The 22,472-nt window shown below is 72.4% G+C and carries 25 protein-coding genes; 13 read left to right on the top strand and 12 right to left on the bottom strand.

The window, feature by feature from the left end; all coding sequences use genetic code 11:
- Positions 1–1,176, bottom strand: a 1,176-nt coding sequence (locus tag RMN98_RS20180; protein WP_309650614.1) for an acyl-CoA carboxylase subunit beta, incomplete at its 3' end; no start/stop codon positions are given.
- Between the two features lie 68 nt (positions 1,177–1,244).
- Between RMN98_RS20180 and RMN98_RS20175 the strand changes: the two genes are divergently transcribed.
- From RMN98_RS20175 to RMN98_RS20145, 7 genes are all read left to right on the top strand, one after another.
- Positions 1,245–2,066, top strand: coding sequence for a biotin--[acetyl-CoA-carboxylase] ligase (locus RMN98_RS20175; RefSeq protein ID WP_309650613.1), 822 nt, complete (start codon positions 1,245–1,247; stop codon positions 2,064–2,066).
- A 12-nt stretch (positions 2,067–2,078) separates the two neighbouring features.
- A complete protein-coding gene (locus RMN98_RS20170; protein WP_309650612.1) occupies positions 2,079–2,585 on the top strand; it encodes a PH domain-containing protein in 507 nt (168 codons plus the stop codon).
- A 42-nt stretch (positions 2,586–2,627) separates the two neighbouring features.
- A complete protein-coding gene (locus RMN98_RS20165) occupies positions 2,628–3,602 on the top strand; it encodes an adenylate/guanylate cyclase domain-containing protein (RefSeq protein WP_309650611.1) in 975 nt (324 codons plus the stop codon).
- Between the two features lie 115 nt (positions 3,603–3,717).
- On the top strand, positions 3,718–4,044 hold the full coding sequence (locus tag RMN98_RS20160; RefSeq protein ID WP_309650610.1) for a winged helix-turn-helix domain-containing protein: 327 nt from the start codon (positions 3,718–3,720) through the stop codon (positions 4,042–4,044).
- 31 nt (positions 4,045–4,075) lie between these two features.
- Positions 4,076–5,236, top strand: coding sequence for a 5-(carboxyamino)imidazole ribonucleotide synthase (locus tag RMN98_RS20155; protein ID WP_309650609.1), 1,161 nt, complete (start codon positions 4,076–4,078; stop codon positions 5,234–5,236).
- A 14-nt stretch (positions 5,237–5,250) separates the two neighbouring features.
- Positions 5,251–5,766: a 5-(carboxyamino)imidazole ribonucleotide mutase gene (purE, locus tag RMN98_RS20150; RefSeq protein WP_309650608.1), complete on the top strand. Its 516-nt coding sequence runs from the start codon at positions 5,251–5,253 to the stop codon at positions 5,764–5,766.
- The gene (locus RMN98_RS20145; protein WP_309650615.1) at positions 5,763–6,920 is read left to right on the top strand and encodes a heparan-alpha-glucosaminide N-acetyltransferase domain-containing protein; all 1,158 of its coding nucleotides are present in this window, start codon (positions 5,763–5,765) and stop codon (positions 6,918–6,920) included. The genes purE and RMN98_RS20145 overlap by 4 nt, the downstream gene beginning before the upstream one ends.
- A gap of 8 nt (positions 6,921–6,928) precedes the next feature.
- Here RMN98_RS20145 and RMN98_RS20140 read toward each other — a convergent pair whose 3' ends face one another.
- From RMN98_RS20140 to RMN98_RS20105, 8 genes are read right to left on the bottom strand one after another with little or no spacing between them, the layout of a single operon-like run.
- Entirely contained in the window at positions 6,929–7,612 is a 684-nt protein-coding gene (locus tag RMN98_RS20140) for a response regulator transcription factor (protein ID WP_309650607.1), read from the bottom strand.
- Positions 7,582–8,850, bottom strand: a complete 1,269-nt coding sequence (locus RMN98_RS20135) for a histidine kinase (protein WP_309650606.1) — start codon at positions 8,848–8,850, stop codon at positions 7,582–7,584. The genes RMN98_RS20140 and RMN98_RS20135 overlap by 31 nt, the downstream gene beginning before the upstream one ends.
- On the bottom strand, positions 8,847–9,857 hold the full coding sequence (locus RMN98_RS20130) for an acyltransferase (RefSeq protein WP_309650605.1): 1,011 nt from the start codon (positions 9,855–9,857) through the stop codon (positions 8,847–8,849). Before RMN98_RS20130 ends, RMN98_RS20135 begins: the two co-directional genes overlap by 4 nt.
- Complete coding sequence (locus RMN98_RS20125) at positions 9,848–10,840, bottom strand: D-alanine--D-alanine ligase family protein (protein WP_309650604.1); 993 nt, start codon at positions 10,838–10,840, stop codon at positions 9,848–9,850. Before RMN98_RS20125 ends, RMN98_RS20130 begins: the two co-directional genes overlap by 10 nt.
- Entirely contained in the window at positions 10,837–11,973 is a 1,137-nt protein-coding gene (gene alr / locus RMN98_RS20120; RefSeq protein WP_309650603.1) for an alanine racemase, read from the bottom strand. The genes RMN98_RS20125 and alr overlap by 4 nt, the downstream gene beginning before the upstream one ends.
- Positions 11,970–12,617 carry a M15 family metallopeptidase gene (locus tag RMN98_RS20115; protein WP_309650602.1) on the bottom strand — a complete coding sequence of 216 codons (648 nt, stop codon included), beginning with the start codon at positions 12,615–12,617 and terminating at the stop codon, positions 11,970–11,972. Before RMN98_RS20115 ends, alr begins: the two co-directional genes overlap by 4 nt.
- Before the next feature lie 52 nt (positions 12,618–12,669).
- Positions 12,670–13,320 carry a DUF998 domain-containing protein gene (locus RMN98_RS20110; protein ID WP_309650601.1) on the bottom strand — a complete coding sequence of 217 codons (651 nt, stop codon included), beginning with the start codon at positions 13,318–13,320 and terminating at the stop codon, positions 12,670–12,672.
- On the bottom strand, positions 13,305–13,724 hold the full coding sequence (locus RMN98_RS20105; protein WP_309650600.1) for a CoA-binding protein: 420 nt from the start codon (positions 13,722–13,724) through the stop codon (positions 13,305–13,307). Before RMN98_RS20105 ends, RMN98_RS20110 begins: the two co-directional genes overlap by 16 nt.
- Positions 13,725–14,024: 300 nt before the next feature.
- Between RMN98_RS20105 and RMN98_RS20100 the strand changes: the two genes are divergently transcribed.
- The gene (locus RMN98_RS20100) at positions 14,025–14,795 is read left to right on the top strand and encodes a sigma-70 family RNA polymerase sigma factor (RefSeq protein ID WP_309650599.1); all 771 of its coding nucleotides are present in this window, start codon (positions 14,025–14,027) and stop codon (positions 14,793–14,795) included.
- A 12-nt stretch (positions 14,796–14,807) separates the two neighbouring features.
- Here the strand turns inward: RMN98_RS20100 and RMN98_RS20095 are convergent, their stop codons facing one another.
- On the bottom strand, positions 14,808–15,683 hold the full coding sequence (locus tag RMN98_RS20095; RefSeq protein WP_309650598.1) for a crotonase/enoyl-CoA hydratase family protein: 876 nt from the start codon (positions 15,681–15,683) through the stop codon (positions 14,808–14,810).
- A complete protein-coding gene (locus RMN98_RS20090; protein WP_309650597.1) occupies positions 15,680–16,915 on the bottom strand; it encodes an LCP family protein in 1,236 nt (411 codons plus the stop codon). Before RMN98_RS20090 ends, RMN98_RS20095 begins: the two co-directional genes overlap by 4 nt.
- 39 nt (positions 16,916–16,954) lie before the next feature.
- On the opposite strand from RMN98_RS20090, the gene RMN98_RS20085 reads away from it, so the two are divergent.
- The 5 genes from RMN98_RS20085 to RMN98_RS20065 all read left to right on the top strand — a co-directional run bounded on the left by RMN98_RS20085 (position 16,955) and on the right by RMN98_RS20065 (position 22,000).
- Positions 16,955–17,464 (top strand): acyl-CoA thioesterase, encoded by a 510-nt coding sequence (locus RMN98_RS20085; protein WP_309650596.1) that lies wholly within the window; start codon positions 16,955–16,957, stop codon positions 17,462–17,464.
- A gap of 104 nt (positions 17,465–17,568) precedes the next feature.
- Complete coding sequence (locus RMN98_RS20080; protein WP_309650595.1) at positions 17,569–18,981, top strand: LCP family protein; 1,413 nt, start codon at positions 17,569–17,571, stop codon at positions 18,979–18,981.
- Between the two features lie 58 nt (positions 18,982–19,039).
- The gene (locus RMN98_RS20075) at positions 19,040–20,089 is read left to right on the top strand and encodes a 5'-3' exonuclease H3TH domain-containing protein (protein ID WP_309650594.1); all 1,050 of its coding nucleotides are present in this window, start codon (positions 19,040–19,042) and stop codon (positions 20,087–20,089) included.
- 16 nt (positions 20,090–20,105) lie between these two features.
- On the top strand, positions 20,106–21,041 hold the full coding sequence (locus RMN98_RS20070) for a glycosyltransferase (protein ID WP_309650593.1): 936 nt from the start codon (positions 20,106–20,108) through the stop codon (positions 21,039–21,041).
- The gene (locus RMN98_RS20065; protein WP_309650592.1) at positions 21,038–22,000 is read left to right on the top strand and encodes a glycosyltransferase family 2 protein; all 963 of its coding nucleotides are present in this window, start codon (positions 21,038–21,040) and stop codon (positions 21,998–22,000) included. Before RMN98_RS20070 ends, RMN98_RS20065 begins: the two co-directional genes overlap by 4 nt.
- On the opposite strand, the gene RMN98_RS20060 is transcribed toward RMN98_RS20065, so the two are convergent.
- The coding region (locus tag RMN98_RS20060) for a phosphatase PAP2 family protein (protein ID WP_309650591.1) at positions 21,969–22,472 on the bottom strand (504 nt) is incomplete at its 5' end. The two genes, RMN98_RS20065 and RMN98_RS20060, sit on opposite strands and share 32 nt — an antisense overlap.

Genomic DNA, 22,472 nt, shown 5'->3' with positions numbered 1-22,472 from the left:
CTCCTGGTCGGTGCCGGGCAGGAAGCCGGGCACGTCGACGAACGTGAGGACGGGGATGTTGAAGGCGTCGCAGGTGCGCACGAAGCGGGCGGCCTTCTCGGAGGCGTCGATGTCGAGCGTGCCGGCGAACTGCATCGGCTGGTTGGCGACGATCCCGACCGAGCGGCCCTCGACACGGCCGTAGCCGATGATCAGGTTGGGCGCGAAGAGCGGCATGACTTCGAGGAACTCCTCGTCGTCGAGGACCGCGGTGATCACGTCGTGCATGTCGTAGGGCTGGTTGGGCGAGTCGGGGATGAGCACGTCCAGCGAGCGGTCGAGGTCGGTGACCTCCATGTCGGCGGCGTCGTCGTAGATCGGCGACTCGTCGAGGTTGTTCTGGGGCAGGTAGGACAGCAGCGCCTTGGTGTACTCCAGCGCGTCCTCCTCGTCGGCCCCCATGTAGTGGGCGTTGCCCGACTTGGTGTTGTGGGTGCGGGCGCCGCCGAGGTCCTCCATCGAGACGTCCTCGCCGGTGACGGTCTTGATGACGTCGGGCCCGGTGATGAACATCGCGGAGGTCTTGTCGACCATGATCGTGAAGTCGGTGACCGCGGGGGAGTAGACGTGACCGCCCGCGCAGTTGCCCATGATCAGGCTGATCTGCGGGATGACCCCCGAGGCGTGCACGTTGCGTCGGAAGATCTCGCCGTAGAGCCCCAGGGAGACGACACCCTCCTGGATGCGGGCGCCGGCGCCCTCGTTGATGCCGATGATCGGGCAGCCGGTCTTGATCGCCAGGTCCATGACCTTGGTGATCTTCTCGCCGTAGACCTCGCCGAGCGAGCCGCCGAAGACGGTGAAGTCCTGCGAGAAGACGCAGACCTGGCGGCCGTCGATCGTGCCGTAGCCGGTGATGACGCCGTCGCCGTAGGGACGGTTCTTCTCCAGCCCGAAGGCGACCGAGCGGTGCCGTGCGAGCTCGTCGAGCTCGACGAAGGAGCCCTCGTCGAAGAGGTGCTCGATGCGCTCGCGGGCGGTCCAGCGGCCCTTGGCGTGCTGCTTCTCGACGGCCTTCTCCGAGCCGGCGTGGACCGCCTCGTCGAGCCGTCGCTCGAGGTCGGCCAGCTTGCCGGCCGTCGTGTGGATGTCGAGGTCCTGCGGGACCTCGGTGCCTTCTCCGGGCTGTGCGCTCACGCGAATCTCTCCTGGTGTCAGCCGTCTGTTGCTGGCCTCTTGGCGTCTGCTGCGACAGGGTAGTGCGCGTGACCTCGGACCCGGCCGCGCGCCCACCCCTCGACAAGTCCCGTCTCACCGGCATCGGGTCGGACGAGATCCCCGACGTCACCATCGAGGTGGTCGAGACGGCCACCTCGACCAACGCGCTGGCCGTCCAGCGGGCCCAGGCGGGCGCCGCCGACGGCCACGTCGTCGTGGCCGAGCACCAGACCGCGGGACGGGGGCGGCTCGACCGCACCTGGGACACCCCGCCCGGCGCGGCCCTGACCTTCTCGATGGTGCTGCGTCCCGTCGTCCCGACCCGGTCGTGGCCGTGGCTGCCGTTGCTGACCGGCTACGCCGTCGACAAGGCGCTCAAGGCGCAGGGCTTCGACGCCGGGGTCAAGTGGCCCAACGACGTGCTCATCGGCGACAAGAAGGTCGCCGGCATCCTGATCGAGCGGATCGAGACCAGCGACGGCCCCGCCGCGGTCGTCGGGGTGGGGCTCAACGTCGGCATGCGCGCCGACGAGCTGCCGGTGCCGACAGCCACCTCACTGGCCATCGAGGCGGGTGACGCCGGTCCAGACCGCACCGAGGTGCTGCTCTCGGTGCTCAGCACCCTGCGCGAGGCCTACGACGCGTGGCAGGCCGGCGGGGACCACACCGGGATGCGCCTGGCCGAGTCCTACGCCGATGCCTGCGTCACCGTGGGGCAGGACGTGCGGGTCGACCTCCCCGACGGCTCCGTGCTGACCGGGCGGGCGACCGGGGTCGACCCCGGAGGTCGGCTGGTCGTCGACGGTCCGGACGGTCCCACGCCCGTGGCCGCTGGTGACGTCGTCCACGTGAGAGCGCTCGATCAGTGACATGATCCGTGCGTGGCCCTCTCGCAGAAGCTGTTGAACGCCGGCGAGCACATCGTCGTCAGCACCCGCACGCACCCCAAGGCGCTCCTCGTGCCCCTCCTGGCGCTGGTCGTCTTCCTCGCCGGAGGCGTCGCGTTCCAGGTCTACGTCGACAACTCCACCGCTCAGCTGGTCGTGTGGGGCCTGATGCTGGTCGGGATCGTCTGGTTCGCCGTGTGGCCCACGCTCGACTGGTGGTTCGCGTCCTACACGTTCACCAACCGGCGGCTGATCACACGCCACGGGATCCTGACCCGGCGTGGTCACGACATCCCGCTCTCGCGGATCAGCGACGTCGCCTACGAGCTCGGCATCATCGACCGGATGCTGGGCTGCGGCACGCTGGTCATCAGCGACGCCAGCACCCACGGCCAGGTGCTGCTGCCCGACATCCCGCGCGTCGAGGAGAGCCAGCGCCGGCTCAACGAGCTGCTCCACGAGCTGCACGGCGGCGCCTCCAACCGCGAAGAAGGACACTGACAACCGGGGCGGCCACCGCGTCGGACACCGGTCGGAGCTGGCATGGCTGAAGCTGAGGACGACTCCCTCGAGCGCGCGATCCTGCGCGAGGACCCGCTCTACAGCGCCGCCGACGTGGCGGAGCAGTCCGGCATCACGCTGGACGAGGCGCGCCGGCTGTGGCGCGCGCTGGGCTTCCCCGAGCACGGCGGGGAGAAGGCCTTCACGCAGGCCGACGTCGCCGCCGTGGCCACCCTGGTCGGAGCGGTCGACGCCGGCCTCTTCGACCTCGACCTCGCGGTCAACCTCACGCGCGGCGTCGGTCAGACCATGGCCCGGCTGGCTGACTGGGAGGTCGGCGCGCTGGTCCACCGCGTCGAGGAGCTCGAGTCCGGCGACGAGGCCACCGGGTCCCGGGAAGGCTCCGCCCTGCGGATGATCGAGGACCTCAGCGAGCCCTTCGAGTCGCTGCTCATCTATGCCTGGCGCCGCCACCTGGCCGCTGCCGTGGTGCGGATGCAGGCGATGAGCGCCGGCCCGGAGGACCTGCACACGACCAAGGTGAGCGTGGGCTTCGCCGACATCGTCAGCTTCACCGCGCTGTCCAACGAGATCTCCCGCGAGAAGGTCGGCGACCTCGTCGAGCTCTTCGAGTCGCGCTGCGCCGACGTGATCGCCACCCAGCGCGGGCGCGTGATCAAGAGCCTGGGTGACTCGGTGCTCTTCGTCAACGACGACCCGATCGCCGCCTACGACACCGCCGAGGGGATCATCAACGTCATCGGCCGCGACTCCCGGATGCCCGACGTGCGCGTCGGGCTGGCGAGCGGCTCGGTGATCATGCGCCTGGGCGACGTCTTCGGCCCGCCGGTCAACATGGCTGCCCGGCTCACCGCCGTCGCGCGCCGCAACCGGATCATCATCGACGGCGCCACCGCGGCTCTGCTGCCGGTCGACCAGTTCGAGACGCGGCGGCTGCCCGCGCGTCCGGTGCGCGGCTTCGGCCTCGTCGAACCCGTCGCCGTACGACGGCACTGAGCGTCGCAGACCCGCTTTCGGCCGTGTGCGCCCGGAGCCAATGCGGGCTAGTCCGGTGGGGGTCAATTCGCGCAAGGGAGCCCGACGCGCGGACCGGTTTCCCTACGTTGGGCTCGTGTGGGAGGTCCAGGACGTGCGGCTCGACCCGTCGACCCGGCGCGTCTGGAGAGGTGCCGACGAGGTCGTCCTGTCGCGCAAGGAGTTCGACCTCGTGCACGCCCTGATCTCGCGGGCCGGGGAGATCGTCACGCGTGACGAGCTCATGCGCGAGGTGTGGCACACGAGCTTCTGGAGCTCCTCCAAGACCATCGACGTGCACCTGGGCTGGGTGCGGCGCAAGCTCGGCGACGACACCCGACGACCGACGTTGATCACCACCATCCGCGGGCGCGGCCTCCGCTTCGAGGTCAGCACCCCCGTCCACGGCAGGGCGTCGGTGTAGGCGACACCCGCCCGGGGGCTAGGGTTTCGCCGTGCCAGAGCTCGCGCCGACCCTCGCCGTGATCGGCGGTGGACAGCTCGCCCGGATGATGGCCCAGCCCGCGATCGCGCTCGGCCTGCCGCTGCGCCTCCTGGCCGAGGCCGAGGGCGTCTCCGCCGCCCAGGTCATCCCCGACCAGCTGGTGGGGGACTACACCGACCTCGACACCCTGCTGCGGGTGACCGACGGCTGTGCCGTGGTCACCTTCGACCACGAGCACGTGCCCACCGACCACCTGCACGCGCTCGTGGCCGCGGGGCACGCCGTACGGCCGGGACCGGAGGCGCTCGTGCACGCCCAGGACAAGGGCGTCATGCGCGCCCGGCTGGCCGAGCTCGACGTGCCGTGCCCCCGCAACGCGCTGGTGGCGTCGCTCGCCGAGGTCGAGGCCTTCGGGCTGCCGTGCGTCCTCAAGACCACCCGCGGCGGCTACGACGGCAAGGGGGTGTGGTTCGTCGACACGGTCGAGGACTGCGCCGAGCCCCTGCGGGTCGCCGCCGAGAGCGGGGTCGGGCTGCTCGCCGAGGAGAAGGTGGCGTTCCGCCGTGAGCTGTCGGCCCTCGTGGCGCGCTCGCCGAGTGGTCAGGCGGCGGCCTACCCGGTCGTGGCCTCCACGCAGAAGGACGGGATCTGCCACGAGGTCGTCGCCCCGGCGCCGGACCTCGACCCCGAGCTCGCGGCGCACGCCCAGCAGATCGCGCTGCGGGTCGCCGGCGCCCTCGACGTGACCGGGATCCTGGCCGTCGAGCTCTTCGAGACGAGCGACGGTCACGTGCTGGTCAACGAGCTCGCGATGCGGCCGCACAACACCGGCCACTGGACCCAGGACGGCGCGGTGACCTCGCAGTTCGAGAACCACCTGCGGGCCGTGATGGACCTGCCGCTCGGCTCGCCCGCGCCACGCGCCCGGTGGACGGTCATGGTCAACATCCTCGGCGGTCCCGACGCGGGGGTCGGTCGGCTCTACGACGGCTATCCCCACGCGATGGCCCGCGACCCCCACCTGCGGGTGCACCTCTACGGCAAGGAGCTGCGCCCCGGCCGCAAGGTCGGCCACGTCAACGCCTACGGCGACGATCTCGAGGAGTGCCTGGAGCGCGCGCGGCACGCCGCTGCGTGGTTCCGCGGCGACCTCGGCAACGAGAGTGAATGAGAGAGTTGAGCACCATGACTGAGCAACCCCGCGTCGGCATCGTGATGGGGTCCGACTCCGACTGGCCGGTGATGAAGCTGGCCGGTGAGGCGCTGAGCGAGCTCGGCGTCGCCTTCGAGGCCGACGTGGTCTCCGCGCACCGGATGCCCGAGGAGATGATCGCCTACGGCAAGGATGCCGCCGGTCGCGGTCTCTCGGTGATCATCGCCGGCGCGGGGGGAGCGGCCCACCTGCCGGGCATGCTCGCCGCGGTCACCCCGCTCCCGGTCATCGGCGTCCCCGTCCCGTTGAAGTACCTCGACGGCATGGACTCGCTGCTCTCGATCGTGCAGATGCCGGCCGGTGTGCCGGTGGCGACAGTCGCGATCGGCAACGCACGCAACGCCGGCCTGTTGGCGGCGCGCATCCTGGGCGTCTCCGACCGTGCCCTCCAGCAGAGGATGGTCGACTTCCAGGCAGAGCTGAGGACGCAGGCCAAGACCAGGGGCGAGGCCGTCCGTGGCGGCGGCGCTCGGAGGCTCGGCTTCTGAGCCCTCGTCGCCTCGTCGGACTGGACGTCGCCCGGTGTCTGGCGCTGCTGGGCATGGTGGCGACCCACGTCGTCGCGACCACGGGGCCCGACGGCGGGCTGACCTTCGCCCACTGGTTGGCCGGGGGGCGAGCCTCCGCCCTGTTCGCGGTGCTCGCCGGGGTCAGCCTCGCGCTGATGACCGGACGCCGGGTGCCGGTGCGAGGTGGTGAGCGCCGTGCTCGCTCGGCCGGCCTGGCGGTGCGCGCGCTGCTCATCGCGTCGTTCGGGTTGCTGCTCGGCGAGCTCGACTCGGGGCTCGCGGTGATCCTGACCTACTACGGGTTGCTCTTCCTGCTGGGGCTGGCCTTCGTGGGGCTCCGCGCCCCGGTGCTGCTCGCGCTCGCTGTGGCGTGGGCGCTCCTGGCACCGGTCGTCTCCCAGGTGGTGCGGCCCGTGCTGCCGGAGCGCGGCTACGACAGCCCGGCGTTCGGACAGCTCGCCGACCCGGGGCAGCTGCTGTCGGAGCTGGCGTTCACCGGCTACTACCCGGTGGTGCCCTGGCTGGCCTACCTGCTGCTCGGGATGGGGATCGGACGCCTCGACCTCGGTCGCCGCACCGTCCGGCTCGGGCTGGTGGGGGTCGGGCTCGCGATGGCCGTCGGAGCGACGGTCACCTCGCGGGTGCTGCTGGGGCGTCCCGGCGTCGCGCAGCGGCTCTCGCAGGAGCTCGGCCTGCCTGGCGCCGGGCCTGAGGGGCTCCTGCGGCAGACCGAGGGCGGCATGTTCGGCAACACGCCCACGGGTGGCAGCTGGGACTGGCTGCTCGTGGTCGCGCCGCACAGCACCACTCCCCTCGACCTCCTGCAGACCATGGGGTCGGCCCTGGTCGTCATCGGGATGTGCCTGCTGGTCGCGGCCGCTCTGCCGACGTTCGTCGAGCGGGTCGTCGCGATCGTCCTCGGCGCCGGCACCATGACGCTGACGCTCTACAGCGTGCACGTGCTGCTGCGCACCGAGCTGCTGTGGCCGCCCGACGAGGGTGCCTACGCCCAGCACGCGCTGGTGCTGCTCGCGATCGGTGCGGTGTTCGTCGCGCTCGAGCGGCGTGGTCCGCTGGAGCGGCTCGTCGGCGCTGCCTCCGACCGGGCCTCGGCGCTGGTGCGGCCCTCGTAGGTGTCGGCTCAGACGAGCCCGTGCTCGTGGGCGAACACCACGATCTGCACCCGGTCGCGCAGGCCGAGCTTGCGCAGGATCGACCCGACGTGAGTCTTGACCGTGGACTCCCCGGCGAAGACCAGGGCGGCGATCTCGGTGTTGGACAGCCCCCGCGCGACGGCTGCGAAGACCTCACGCTCCTTGTCGGTGAGCCCGAGGTAGGAGGCGGGCACCGGGGCCTTCTGGCGGAACTGCCCGTCGAGCAGCGTCGACAGGTCGGTGGGGGCGAGCACCGCGTTGCCGGCGTGGACCGTGCGGATCGCGTCGCGCAGCAGCACCGGGGTGGTGTCCTTGAGCAGGAAGCCGCTGGCGCCGTGCCGGATGGCCGTCGCGGCGCGGTCGTCGAGGTTGAACGTCGTCAGCACGATGACGCGCACGGGCACCTGCCGCCGTGCGACCCGCTCGGGCAGGAAGATCTGCCGCGTGGCCTCGACACCGTCCATCTCCGGCATCCGGATGTCCATCAGCACCACGTCGGGCACCAGCTCCTCCACGAGCAGCACAGCCTCGAGGCCGTCGCCGGCCGAGCCGACGACCTCCATGCCCTCCTGGGCGCCCACGATCACCGAGACCCCCTCGCGGAAGAGGTCCTGGTCGTCGACCAGCAGCACCCGGATCGTCACCGGCCCACCGCCCGCACGGGCACCCACGCGGTGACGGTGAAGGTGTCGTCGTCCGCCAGCGCACGACGTCGTACGTCGAGCCGGCCGCCGGCCGTCTCCAGTCGCCGCCGCATGCCGTCGAGCCCCTGGCCTCCGGCCACCTGGACCGCCTCGGTGGGCTGGTCGGCGGTGGGCGCCACCACGTTGCGGACCTCGATGCGCAGCTCGCCGACCCAGCTGCCGTCGGGCCAGTGCCGCTCGACGAAGACCGGCTCGCCGCGCTGACCGTGCTTCATGGCGTTGGTGAGCATCTCCTGGAGCACGCGGAAGGCGACCTGCTCGAGCTCGGGGGGTAGCGGCTGCGGCGTGCCGACCACGCTGGAGACGACCTCGTGGCCGCTGGCGCGCACGCCTGCGACCAGGTCGTCGAGCCCGCCGCTGCCGGCTGCGGGAGCTCCGCCGGCGCTGGATGGCGTGAGCACCTGACGCACGTCCTGGAGCGATGACCGGGCCGAGGTGGCGATGGTGGCCATCGTGGCCTTGAGCTTCTCGGTGTCGACGTCGTCGACGTACTGCGCCGACTCGGCCTGGGCGAGGATCACGGCGAGGGAGTGCCCGACGACGTCGTGCACGTCGCGGGCGAGGCGGGCCTGCTCCTCGCGCAGCCGGGCGATCTCGCGGGCCTGCTCGGTCTCGCGGACGGCCTGGGCGGCCTCCTCCTCGGCAGCGACCTGCGACACCTCGGAGTGCCGGGCGCGCTCGCTGAAGCGCAGCGCCAGCCCGGCCAGGAACGGCACGGCGAGCACCCCCATGCCCATGACGGCCGCGCCGACCTGCCAGGTGTCGCCGAAGCGGTAGGCGGTGTCCACCAGCGAGCGATAGCTGTCGCTGTCGATGAAGGGGGCATAGCTGGAGGACACGACGAGCAGCGCAGCGATCAACCCCGCGGTGGGGATCGAGAGGCCCGCGGCGATGACGGTCGAGGACCGGCCCCACCGCGCCGTGCCGAAGGCGACCACGGCGAAGGCCAGCTGCACGAGCATGATCGGCGACCCGGTCAGGACCTGCACGGCGCTCGTCGCCCACACCAGGCTGAGCGCCAGCCCCGGCTCCCGGCGGCTGCACGCGACCGCGGCCGCCGTCACCAGCGCCACCCCGACCAGGGTGGTGCGGGACTGTCCGGCGACGTCGAAGAGGTCGGTGTTGGCGGCCTCGAGCAGGCCCAGGGCGAGGATCACCGACCCCAGGGCGACGTCGGGGAGCCACGCGCGCCAGTCGCGGGTCACGCGACCACCGTCTCGCGCGCCCGGCGCCGCTCTCCGAGGCGCTGCACGGGACCCTCGACCAGGCGCCAGCTCAGCGCCGCAGCCACCACCGTCAGCGCGGCCGCCACCGGACCGGCGAGGTCGAGGTGGGGGCGCAGCCACAGCGTCAACGGGTAGTTCCACAGGTAGGCCGCGTAGGACACCGTCCCGAGCCACACCACCGCGTTGAGCGCCGGACCGGGCACGGTCGCCCGTGAGCGCCACGAGAGCAGCAGGACGGCGGTCAGGAGCGCGATGGCCGGGCCTCCCGCCAGGTAGGTGAGCGCATGACCCCGCAATGGAACCACGCTGAGGACGCCCAGCCCGAGCAGGGCGAGCGGCACGCCGAGCGCCAGCGTCCGAGCAGGTACGTCGACCCGGTCGGCCAGCACGCGGGTCGCGGCCCCGATCACGAAGCACCCCGCCCACGAGGTCGGCAGCGCGTAGGCCAGGTCGGGGGACCCGCGCAGCCACAGCACGGTCGCCAGGCAGGCGGCCAGGGATGCGAGACCCGCGAGGGCGAGCGCGAGCGGCACACGGCCCCGCGTGACGGCGAGCGCCAGGCACGCGGGCCACACCAGGTAGAACTGCTCCTCGGTGGCCAGCGTCCACAGGTGGAAGGTCGCGTCGCTGCCGTGGGTGAAAGGCAGGTTGCCGGTCCACGTCAGCGCGACCAGGACCGTGCGGAGCAGCTCGTCGCGGTCGCCGAGGGGGTCGAGGATCACGGTCACGAGCACCACGCCGACGACCAGCAGCAGGAGCGCGGGCACGAGCCGCCAGGCGCGGCGGGCGTAGAAGCGACGCAGGTCGACGCGGCCGTCGCGCTCGAGCTCACCGAGGAGCAGACCGGTGATGAGGTAGCCCGACAGCGCGAAGAACATCACCACCCCCACGACGCCGGCCCCGGGGAAGACCGAGGGGAAGGCGTGGCGCAGCACCACCAGCGCCACGGCGATCCCCCGCAGCAGGTCGAGCCCGGCTATCCGCACGATGCTCCCGCCTCGAGGGGGCCGGCGGCCTCGAGCGCGTCGCGCACCAGCAGGTCGAGCAGGTCGGGGTAGGCGAGCCCGGCGGCGGCGTACATCTGCGGCACCTGGGAGGTGGCGGTGAAGCCGGGCATCGTGTTGACCTCGTTGAGCACCGGCCCGTCCTCGGTGAGGAAGAAGTCGACGCGGGCGACGCCGCGGCAGCCGAGCGCGTCGAAGACCGCGAGCGCGGCGTCCTCCAGCGCCTTCTGCTCGGCGTCGGTGATGACGGCGGGGATGCGGAAGTCTGCGCTGCCGTCGTACTTCGTGGTGAGGTCGAAGAGACCGTCGACGACGATCTCCACGGTGGGGGAGACCAGTCGCGACCCGTCGGGCCGGGCGATGACCGCGACGTCGATCTCGCGACCGACGACCACGTCCTCGACGAGCACGCGGGTGTCGATCGCGAGGGCCGACTCCAGCGCCCGCGCCAGGTCGCACGGCGAGTCCACGAGCGAGACCCCGTGGCTCGAGCCGGCGGCGACCGGCTTCACGACGACGGCGTGGGTCCAGGCGTAGGTCCCGGCGGTGGCGGCGGTGAGCAGCACGCCGGGCGTCGTCGCGACGCCGACCGCGCCGGCGACGAGCTTGGTCACCCACTTGTCCATCGCGACCGCGCCGGCCCCGACGCCCGACCCGACGTAGGGAAGCCCCGCCAGCTCGCAGAGCGCGGCCAGCGTGCCGTCCTCGCCGTGGGGTCCGTGGACCACGGGCAGCACGACGTCGCAGCCGCGCAGCACGTGCGCGGCCCCGGCGAGCCCGATCGGGCGGCCGCAGCCGTCCAGCCACGTGCCGTGCGGGTCGATGCTCACGCGCACCACGTCGTACGACGTGGGGTCGAGCGCCGCGGCCACGCTCGCGGCCGAGGCGGTGGAGACGTCGTGCTCGCAGGAGCGTCCGCCGCCGATGACGGCGACCCGGGTCCTGCCGGGGGACCGGGGGCTCATGCGCGCACCACCCGGGAGCCGATGCCCGTGACGATCTCGTGCTCGATGGTGTCGGCCCAGGCCGCCCACTCGGCGACCGTCGGCTCGCCCGAGCCTCCGGGTCCGAAGACCACCGCGGTCTCACCGACGACCACCGCGTCCTCGCCGACGTCGACGACCACCTGGTCCATCGAGACCCGCCCGACGAGCCGGTGCCGGCGTCCACGCAGCAGGACCTCGGCACGGGGGCCGGCGGCGCGCGGCAGTCCGTCGGCGTAGCCGAGGGGCAGCAGGGCGAGGGTGGTGGCGCGGGGTGCGGTCCAGGTGTGGCCGTAGCCGACCGGGGTGCCGGCGCGCACCCGGCGCACGCCCACGACCGGCGCGGTCAGCGTCATCGCGGGGGACAGCACCGTCGAGCGGGACGGGTCGATGCCGACCAGCCCGGCGCCGACGCGGCTCATCGTGTGGTGGCTGAGTGGGTCCGTCAGCGTGGCCGAGGTCGCGGCGAGGTGTCGCAGCGGCGGCCGCAGCCCGGCCTGGCGGGCGACCGCGAGACCCCACGCGAAGCGCGCCCGACCGGCCCGGTTGTCCGGGTCGTCGGGGTCGTCGGCGCACCCGAGGTGCCCCATGATGCCGACCACGTGCAGCTGACCCGCACGCTCGGCGCGACGCGCCGCGCGGCACAGGCCGGCCCAGTCGGAAGGGGACGCGCCGTCTCGCGCCATGCCGGTGTCGAGCTGGAGGTGCACGCGGGCACCCCGTCGGGTGCCCCGTCGGGTGCCCTGTCCGCCGCGCAGCACGGCCGCGAGGTGCTCGCGGCTCGGCACCGCCACGTCGACCGCGGCGGCGATCGCCCCGGAGAAGTCGGCGTCGACCGCGTTGAGCCAGCTGAGCACCGGTGCGCGCAGCCCGGCGTCCCGCAGCGCGAAGGCCTCCTCCAGGCTCGTGACGCCGAGCCAGGAGGCGCCGTGGGCGAGCGCGGTCCGCGCGACGTCGACGGCCCCGTGGCCGAAGCCGTCGGCCTTCACGACCGCCATCAGCGCGCCGTGGGTGCGTCCCGCGAAGACCCGCGTGTTGGCGGCGACCGCGGCCAGGTCGACCGTGAGCCGGGCGCCGTGGTGCGTCGGTGCCGCCACGACGGCGAGGGCGCTCACGCCGCCACCGTGCCGTCGGGGGTGGTGCCGACGGCCAGGTCGACCGGCCCGTAGAGCGCATGCGGGGCGCCGGTGACCAGCGCCCAGTAGCGGTCGCCGAAGCTCCAGTGCCACCACTCGGTGGGGTAGTTCACCAGCCCCGCACCACCCAGCACCTGCGCCAGCAGCCGACGGTGCGCGCGGGCGTCGGCCCCGATCCCGTCGGCGGCGAAGTAGCACCGTCCGTCGCTCTGCTCCGGGGTCGCGTCGATGGGGGTGCCCAGGTCGAGCTCCTCGCCCGTCGCGTCGACCAGCGTGAGGTCCACCGCGGCACCGGCCACGTGCGGCGCCACCGCGACCGGTGACACGAAGCGGCTGGTCAGCCGGTGCACCTCGTCCTCGTCGGCGAGCGGGTGGTCGCGCCGCACCGCGGCGGAGTACGACGCGACGATGGCCTGCTGGGCGGCCAGCGGTCGGTGCCCCTCGACGACGAGCAGGCCGATGCCCGCCGGCAGCGACCCGGCAGCGGCGGTGAGCCGGGCTGCCACCTCCCGGCGTACGAGCTGGCGGCTGGGGGAGAGGGAGGCGTCGAGCAGGACGAGCGGCTCGCCGTGGTCGTGGAGCGGCACGCCCGAGACCCGCGGGTCCGAGAGGAGGATCGTCATGTCGACGACGCTAGGAAGTGCGGGTGCCTCGCACCTCCACCTCAGGTGCCGATCAGCCGTCCTCGAGGACGAGGCCTCTCATCATCACGGTGCCGACGAGCGCGACCCCGAGGTGGCAGCTCCACAACGAGATCCGCTCGTAGAGCCCGCCGGGCTCGCCCAGCACCAGCGTGGCGCCGAAGGTGATGCCACCGGCCGCCGCCACGACACCGGCCACCAGGAGGGCCCGGGCCACACGGGGTAGGGCGTGCCGCCAGCCGATCCCCAGGAGGACCAGGGCGACGGGTTGGGCGACGAAGACCGGCAGCGCGACCAGGGTGTGGGCTTCGGGCTGGCTGTCGAGCGGTGCGAGTCCGACGGCCAGCGAGCTCACCCCCGAGACGACGAGCAGCAGGCCGGCGACCCAGGTCGTCCGGCGACCGGCCAGGTCGCGGGAGACCAGCACCGCCCCGAGCGCCAGGCAGGCGCCGATCACGACGAACGCGGCATTCATCAGCGCGTGCCAGGGCGAGCAGACGGCGACCGGCCCGTAGGCCGCGCCGATGGTGGTGCACGAGACGGCGCCCAGGTCGCTGATGGTGTTGACCCTCAGGTCGTAGTCACCGGCGCTCCACCGGGTCGCGACGAGGAGCTGCACCGCGATGACGAGCGGCTGCGTCAGCAGCAGTGCTCCACCGACGGTGCGCCTCAGCGCTTGCGCCACTCGATCGCCGGGCAGGTGTCCATCACCATCGGCACCCCCGCGGTGGTCGTCCGCTCGAAGGCCGCCTCGTCGACGACCCCCAGCTGGAACCACACGGCCCGAGCTCCCACGGCGACCGCCTGGTCGGCGAACTCCCCGGCCGACTCCGAGCGGCGGAACACGTCGACCACGTCGATGGGGAACGGCACCTGGTCGAGGGCGGCGTACGCCTTCTCGCCGAGCACCTCGAGCTCGCCGTCTGCAGCGCTCGGGTGGATCGGCACGATCCGCTTGCCGCGCTCCTGCAGCAGTGCGGCGATGGAGTACGCCGTCCGGCCGGGGTCACCGGACAGTCCGACCACCGCCCAGGTGTCGCAGTCGTCGAGCATGAAGCGGACCGCGACGGGGTCCTGCCAGCTGGTCATGGGACGAACCTAGCCCGTCCCTCCAGGTGTCAAGCAAAGGTAAAGAATTGATCACGCTGCGCATAGCGCCGGGTGTGACGGGTACGGCCAGCGAGGTCGAGGCCGCCGATTTCCCCCCACTTCGGCGGCCTCGACCCGACACCACCCCACGTCGCCGGTCCAGACCGGCTCCGGGTGTTTCGGTTGTGGCCCCTCGTGGCTCGTGCGACGATCGAGGTCTTGTCAGCGTGCCTGGAGGGCGCCACGACCACGGGGGTGGGGACCATGGGGCCGAGCACGGGATCTCCCGACGATCGCCCGGTGTCCCCTGCTCTCGCCGACAGCCGCCGTCGGGTCGAGACCGCCCGGCTCCTGGCCCGCGCGCGGGCCAGCGAGGGCGAGGCGCGCGAGCGCTACGAGAACGAGGTCGTCCGACTCAACATGGGCGTGGCCGGTGACGTCGCCCGTCGCTACCACGGTCGGGGGATCGCCGACGAGGACCTCGACCAGGTGGCCTACCTCGGGCTGATCAAGGCCGTGCGCGGCTTCGACCCGACGCTGGGCGATGACTTCCTCAGCTATGCCGTCCCCACCCTGCGCGGGGAGATCCGCCGCTACTTCCGCGACGCCGGCTGGACGGTCCGCCCGCCTCGCTCGGTGCAGGAGCTCCAGGCCCGGGTCACCGCGGCCGAGGCCGAGCTCTGCCAGGACCTGGGTCGCAGTCCCCGTCCCTCGGAGGTGGCGGTGCACCTCGACGTGCCGCTCGCGCTGGTCCTGGACTCGCTCAACGCCACCGGGTGCTTCTCGCCGGTGTCCCTCGACGCCCCCCGGGCCGCGCAGGACGACGACGCGGAGGCACCCCACGAACGCCTCGGTGACCTCGACCCGGCCTTCGCGAGCACGGAGGCCCGGCTGGCGCTGCAGCCCCTCATGGGGACGCTGAGCCCGCGGGACCGCCGGATCATCGAGCTGCGCTACTTCGAGAACCGGACCCAGGCCCAGATCGGAGCCGATGTCGGGGTCACCCAGGAGCAGGTGTCGCGCCTGCTGACCGGGATCCTGCTCAAGCTGCGTCGCAGCCTCGCTGCCTGAGAGCGGCCGCGCTCAGTCCTCGAAGACCCGGGGCAGGTCCGAGGCCGACCCGGTGAAGCGCGGGGTCCGCTTCTCCTTGAACGCAGCGACCCCCTCCTTGCCGTCGCCGATGGAGGTGTAGAACATCGCGAGCGTGTCGGAGAGGTGCGCCTCGAGCGGGTCGGCCGCAGCGCCGTTGCGGTAGAGCAGCTGCTTGGCGAGCGCCAGCGCGACGGGGGAGCGGTCCACGACGAACGAACGGGCGAGCTCCTGGGCGGCCGGCAGCAGGTCGTCGGGCTCGTGGACGCTGCGCAGCAGCCGGCCGGTGAGCGCCTGCTCGGCGGTCAGGATGTCGGCGGAGTAGACCCACTCCAGCGCCTGCTGGATGCCGACGATGCGTGGCAGGAACCACGAGGAGCACGCCTCGGGCACGATGCCGAGGCGACCGAAGACGAAGCCGATGCGCGCCTTCGTCGAGGCCAGGCGCAGGTCCATGGCGAGCGTCATGGTCGCCCCGATGCCGACGGCCGGGCCGTTGATCGCGGCGATGACCGGCTTGGGCAGGGCGTGGATCGCCAGCGTCACGCGGCCACCGGTGTCGCGGATGTCGTCGTGGAAGGGCGCCTCCGTGAGGTGGGCGCGCAGGTCCTCGGGCGTGGGGGTCACCGACTCGTCGAGGCCGAAGACGTTGCCCTCGCGCGATAGGTCCATGCCGGCGCAGAAGGCCCGACCGGCCCCGGTCACGACGACCGCGCGCACGTCCTCGGCGCAGGCGTCGGTCAGGAAGACCCGCTCCAGCTCGCGCGCCATCGTGAGGTCGAACGCGTTGAGCGCGTCGGGTCGGTTGATGGTCAGCGTGGCGACGCCGTCGTCGTCCACTGCCCAGTCGAGGGTCTCGTAGGTGCTCATCCGACTCCTGCCAGTCCGGTGGGGGTGCACTGCTTCTTGGTGATCTGGTCGGTCTTGTCCTCGATGAAGGCCGTGAAGATGACCTCGGCGCGGTCGCGGTCCCAGGTCTCGGCGGACCCGTCGGTGACCGGCATGGTGCAGGTCAGGCCGTCGCTGCCGCCGACCTTGGTCATGGCCAGCGCCCACTTCCCGGCATCGACCGTGCTGGTCGACTCGCCGAAGCCGAAGAAGCCGGGGACGGAGTTGTTGAGGCGCCACCAGCGGATCGGGTTGAGCACCGTCCACGGCGAGACGACCTTGTCGCCGATCGCCGCGACGACCTCCCGCTGGCGCTGGACGCGGTCGAGGTCGCCGTAGGCCGACTGCTTGCGCGAGCGGGAGTAGGCCAGGGCGACGGTGCCGTCGACCTCCTGGCAGCCCTTGGTGATGTCGAGGCCGGCCAGCTTGTCCTTGATCGCCTCCTTCGGGCAGACCTCGATGCCGCCGACCGCGTCCACGACGCCCGCGACCCCGCCGAGGCCGATCTCGACGTACTCGTCGATGCGGATGCCGGTCTCGTTCTCGATGGTCCGCACGAGCAGCTCCGGTCCGCCGCGGGCGTAGGCGGAGTTGATCTTGCTCTGGCCGAAGCCCGGCATCTCGACGAAGGAGTCACGCGGGATCGAGAGCAGCACGTCGGGGCCGTCGCCGGTGTGGAGCAGCATGATCGTGTCGGTCAGCTCGCTGGTGGCGTTGCCGGTGCTGAGCTTCTTGCGCTCCTCGGCCGACAGTCCCTTGCGCGAGTCGCTGCCGACCATGAGGTAGGTCGTGCCCGGCTGGTCACCGGGCCGGTCACCGTCGGGTTCGAAGGAGACCTTGTCGACCTTGGTCCACGCGAAGAACGGCACCGCGGCGGTGTAGACGAACCACAGGACGAGGAGCACCAGCACCGAGCGCACCCAGAAGCGCGGGCGGCGCACCCGGCTGCCGAGGCCACCGCTGGTGCGACCGGGACCGGCGGGCGGACGTCCGCCCGGTGTCGGGGCGAGGGGCGGCGGTGACGAGGTCCGCGCCGATGCGCCGGCCTGGGAGGGCCGTGGCTGCGTGGGCATCACGCGCGTCTCGTCGGGTCGCGGCTGGCGGGGGATCGCCCGGGTCGCGTCGGGGGGCGGCTCCTTGCCGGCCTTGCCGCCATAGAGCCAGCCGTAGGTGGTCCCGTCCTCGGGACCGCCCTTACCAGGACGATCTGCCATGGCGCAGAACCTACCGCGCGGTGCACTAGCGTCCACCAGATGACCCAGGACGTGCCCTCACTCTCCCCGGCCTTCGCCCGCGTCTCGCTGGCCGTGATGATGTCGACCAAGGAGGCCAACCTCCTCGGCAACATCCACGGCGGCGAGATCGTCAAGCTCGCCGACTCCACCGCCGGGGCCGTCGCGCAGCGGCACAGCGGCGGGCCGTCGGTCACGGCTGCCCTCGACGAGATGGCCTTCCTGCACCCGGTGCACGTGGGCGACATCGTGCGCACCTTCGGCCAGGTCAACTGGGCCGGGCGGTCCTCGATGGAGATCGGGGTGCGCGTCGAGACGCAGCCCTGGAACGACCCGACGGCCGAGGGCCTGCACGTCGCCTCGGCCTACTTCGTCTTCGTCGCGATCGACGCCGACGGCGGTCCGCGGGCCGTGCCGGCGCTCGTGCCGGAGACCCCCGACGAGGTGCGCCGCCTGCGCGAGGCCGAGATCCGGCGGGCGCACCGGCTGGCCAAGAAGACCGAGATCGACGAGGGTCGCTCGTCGGTCTGAGTCGACCAGGCGGCTGTCGGCGCGTCGCGGGGCGTGTGACGCGTGGGACTGGTGATACTTGCTCGCGTCACTGTTCTTCCCCCTGTGACGGAAAGAGGCGTCCCATGACCTCCACGGTCGAGCGCGCTGCCCGCGTCAGGTTCCGCCGAGCCATGTCCCTCATGGTGATGACCCTCGTCGTCCCCGGATCCGCTCAGCTGATGGCCGGCAACCGCCGGGTGGGCAGGATCGCCCTGCGCGTCTGGTTGGGCGTGATGGGGCTGACGGTCCTGCTGCTGCTCGCCGCGCTGGTCGACCGCGGGCTGGTCTTCGGGATGGTCACCAACACCACGCTGCTGCTGTTCCTGCGCCTGGGCCTGATGGCCGGCGCCATCGGGTGGGCGGCCCTGCTGATGGACGCGTGGCGACTCGGCCAGCCGCTGTCCCTGGGGCTCGCGCACCGTCGCGCCGTGGTCGGCTTCAACGGTGTCCTCTGCTTCGGCGTCGCCAGCGTGCTGCTCTTCGGCGCGCACCTGGTCGGGGTGCAGCGCGACTTCATCATCACGATGTTCGGCGACGGGGAGGCCACCTCGGCCCACGACGGTCGCTACAACGTGCTGCTGCTCGGCGGCGACTCCGGCGCCGGGCGCTGGGGCCTGCGTCCCGACTCGATGACCATCGCCTCGATCGACGCCGACACCGGCCGCACCGTGCTGATCGGTCTGCCGCGCAACATGGCCGACTTCCCGTTCCGCGAGGGCTCGGTCATGGCCGAGCAGTTCCCCGACGGCTTCGACTGCGAGGGCTGCTACCTCAACGGGGTCAGCACCTGGGCCGGCGACAACACCGAGCTCTTCAAGGGCTCCGACAACCCGGGCGTGGACGCCACGATCATGGCCATCGAGGGCATCACCGACCTGACGATCAACTACTGGGCGATGGTCAACCTCCAGGGGTTCAAGGACCTCGTCGACGCGGTCGGCGGCGTCACGCTCAACGTGCGCCAGCCGATCCCCGTCGGCGGCCTCGGCTCCGACGTGACCGGCTACATCGAGCCCGGTGTCCGCACGCTCGACGGCCACGACACCCTCTGGTACGCCCGGGCGCGCGAGGGCTCCGACGACTACTCCCGCATGGCCCGCCAGAAGTGCGTCATGAACGCCATGCTCGAGCAGATCAGCCCCCAGTCGGCCGTCAAGAACTTCGAGAGCATCGCCGAGGCCTCCAGCGAGATGATCTCCACCAACCTGCCCGCCTCCGAGCTCGACACCTTCATGTCGCTGGCGCTGAAGGCCCGCAGCGAGAAGATCGCGAGCCTGTCGCTGGTCCCGCCGATGATCAACACCGGCGACCCCGACATCGACCTGGTCCACCGCAAGGTCGCCGAGGCCATCGACCGCGCCGAGGGCAACGCACCGGCCCCGGCCAAGGGCGGGAAGAAGCAGAAGAGCCCCGACTCCGTGACCGGTGGCTCCGTCGGCTCGCTCAGCGAGGGCTACGCCGCCAACGACGCCGAGGACCTCGGCGCCGCCTGCTGAACCGACCCCTGCGCGGGTCTCGGCGCCTCGTCGGTGCGGCGTGGGAGGCTGGGCGGCGATGACCACGCGCACCGTCCTCGCCGTCGACGGCAACTCCCTGCTGCACCGAGCCTTCCACGCCTCGGCGCGCTCGGGGTTCCGCACCCCGGACGGTCGGCCCGCGTGGGCGGTCCGGGGGCTGCTGGCGCAGCTGCTCGCCGCGGTCGACCGTGCCTGCGCGGACGCGGTCGTCGTCGGCTTCGACGACCGGCTCTCCAGCATCCGGCGCGAGCGGTGGCCGGTCTACAAGGCGCACCGGCTGCCCAAGCCCGACACGCTCCACGAGCAGCTCGACCGAGCCGTCGAGGTGCTCCGCGAGCTCGGGGTCGCCGTCGTCGTGCCCACCGGCCTCGAGGCCGACGACGTCCTCGCGAGCGTCGCGGCCCAGGCGCCCGCGACGGGGGCCCGCACGGTGATCGTGACCTCCGACCGGGACAGCTTCTCCCTCGTCGACGAGCACACCCGTCTGCTGCGCATCCTCAACGGCGGCGTCGACGCCTCGCCGCTCCTGGACCCCGCACGGTTGCGGATGGTCGCGGGTGTGTGCCCCGACCAGTACCTCGACCTGGCCGCGCTGCGCGGCGACGCCTCCGACAACCTCCCCGGCGTGCGCGGCTTCGGCGCCAAGACGGCCGCCAGGCTGCTGCACGAGCTGGGCACCGCCGCCGACGCGTTCGCCGACGCGGCCGCCGGTGGCGAGCGTTGCACCGCGGCCGTCGGCGCCGCCCGCGCCCGCACGCTGGCCACCGACGAGGCGCGCGAGCAGTGGCAGCTCAACCGCGAGGTCATGACGATGGTGCGCACCGTCGACCTCGGCCTCACCACCACTCCGGGGACACTGCCCCTCGACGAGCAGGCCATCGGCCCCGTCTTCGCCCGCCACGGCCTCGACGCGAGCGGCGCGGTGCGTGCGCTGACGTTGCGCGAGCCGACCGGGCCCCGCGCGCCGTCGTACGTCGATCCGCGCTGGCGCCCCGCTCCGGTCCAGCGCTTCGCGCCCCTGCGTCCCGCGACACCGCCGGCAGCTGCCGCGCCCGAGCCCGCCTCGGTGCAGGAGACGCTCTTCTGACCCCTAGGGTTGGAGGGTGACCGAGCAACCCGCCCCGATCCCTCGCGTGGTCGCCGTGGTCGTCACCTTCAACCGCCTCGCGCTGCTCCAGCGCCTCGTCGCGCGTCTGGCCCGGGTGCCCGAGGTCGCCGAGGTGCTCGTCGTCGACAACGCCTCGACCGACGGCACGGGGGAGTGGCTGGCCCAGCAGGCAGCAGAGCAGCACGACGTCCACGCTCGCACCCTCGCCGAGAACGGCGGTGGTGCCGGCGGCTTCCACGACGGTCTCGCGTGGGCGATGGAGCGCGGGGCCGACCTGGCCTGGCTGATGGACGACGACGGCCTGCCCGAGCCGGCGTGCCTGGCGACCCTGCTCGAGCACCGCGAGGGCCTCGACTTCTGGGGCCCCGTCGTCGTCGACGAGGCCGCTCCCGACCGACTGGTCTTCCCGATCCGGCTGCCCGGGGGCACCCGCGTGGTGCACGCCATGGCCGACGTGACCGCGGCCGCCGACGACACCGGCGTCCTGCCCGACGTCGTCATCCCGTTCAACGGCGTCCTCGTCAACCGCGACCTGGTCGAGCGCATCGGCCTGCCCCGTGCGGAGTTCTTCATCTGGGGCGACGACGTGGAGTACCTCTGGCGGGCGCGCGCCGCCGGGGCCCGCGTGGCCACCGTCGTCGGAGCGCGGGTGCACCACCCCAGCGTCGGCGAGCTCGGGACGCCCATGATGGGCGGCCGCACGACCTACAACCACAGCCCCAGCGACCTCAAGCACTACTGCATGGCCCGCAACAACACCCTCAACCTGCGCACCTACCGCGGCTGGCCGCACGTGCTGATGTTCTGGGTCAAGACCGTGTGGTTCTACCTGGTCACCCGCCCGCGACCCGCGCGGGTGGCGCTCAGCGCGCGGGCGGCGTACGCCGGGCTGCGTGGCGACTTCACCGGGCACCGGAGGTTCCTCGCATGAGCGGGACCCGCGCCCCGGCCGAGACCGTCGCGATCGTCGTCGTGACCTTCAACCGCGCCGACCTGCTGGTCGGCATGCTCGCGGGCCTGGAGGCTCTCGAGCGACGGCCCGACGCGGTGATCGTCCTCGACAACGCCAGCACCGACCGCACCGCCGAGGTCCTGCGCGAGGCGCAGGGCCGGGGCGCGCTGGCGCTCCAGGTGATCACCAGCCCCGAGAACGTCGGGGGGGCGGGCGGCTTCCACCGGGGCGTCCGCGCGGCCTTCGACCAGGGTTTCGACCGCGTCTGGCTGATGGACGACGACGTCGTCCCCGCACCCGACTGCCTGGACGTCCTGATGGCGACCGACGAGGACTGCCTGACCTCGGTGCGCGAGGACACCTCCGGCCGCCTGGTCGAGAAGGCCGCCACCCGCTTCGACCTGCGCAACCCGCTCGCGATCAAGCCCAAGACCGGCATGGTCGAGACCGACTTCGGGAGCCGGGCGGCGATGCCGGAGCGCGTCGAGGTGGAGAACGTCGCGTTCGAGGGCTTCATGGTGCGGCGCAGCGTGATCGAGGAGATCGGGTTGCCCGACCCGGCCTACTTCATCTTCTACGACGACGTCGACCTCGCCCTGCGTGCCCGCCGGACCGGTCGTCGGATCTGGGCGGTCCGTGACGCCGTGCTCGTGCGCCAGCTCGACTTCGACCAGCAGCACGACCTGGCGGGGTGGAAGGGCTACTACATGTACCGCAACCTCTTCGTGGTGCACCTGCGCTACGGCGAGAACGTCGCGGTGCGCCTCAAGCCGTGGCTGGTGGCGCTCGTGGTCGTGCTGCTGAGCCCGCTGCGGGGCGGTCGGGCCGAGGCCGCCAACGTGCTGCGGGCGGTGCGTGACGCCCGCTCGATGCGCGACCTGTCGCTCAGCGCGTCGCCCGAGGCACTCAGAGGCTCGGCGGGGCCTGGTCCTGCTTGACCGGCACGGTGGCAGGGGCGACGACCGGCTCCGGCACGTCGGCGCTGCGCAGCTGGGGACGGAGTCCGACGTGGTTGCCGGTCGCCAACGCCGCGGCCCAGAAGGTGAGGGCACCCAGCGCGGCGCCCGCGATCGCGTCGATCGAGAAGTGCCAGCCGAGGTAGATCGTCGAGACGACCGTGAGGCCGAGGAAGACCCAGGAGGCGACCTGGATCCAGCGGTGCAGCCCGATGGCGCGCACGACCAGGCAGATCGTCACCATGATGCCGACGTGCAGCGAGGCGAACGCCGCGATCGTCTGCAGACCGTCGGCTGCCCGGGGGTCCGCGAGGACCGTCACCCGGTCGGCCCACATGCTGTTGGCCAGGTCGGTGACGTAGGTGTGCTTGAGGTCGTCGAAGAGCTGTGGCGTCGAGTAGATCGGCCCGATCGAGGGGAACATCAGGTAGATCGCGGCACCGAGCGCCCAGTC

The sequence above is a fragment of the Nocardioides sp. genome (assembly GCF_031397825.1).
Taxonomy (GTDB): domain Bacteria; phylum Actinomycetota; class Actinomycetes; order Propionibacteriales; family Nocardioidaceae; genus Nocardioides.
Note: the sequence above shows the minus strand (reverse complement) of the source record. Positions and strands in the feature narration are given on the sequence as shown.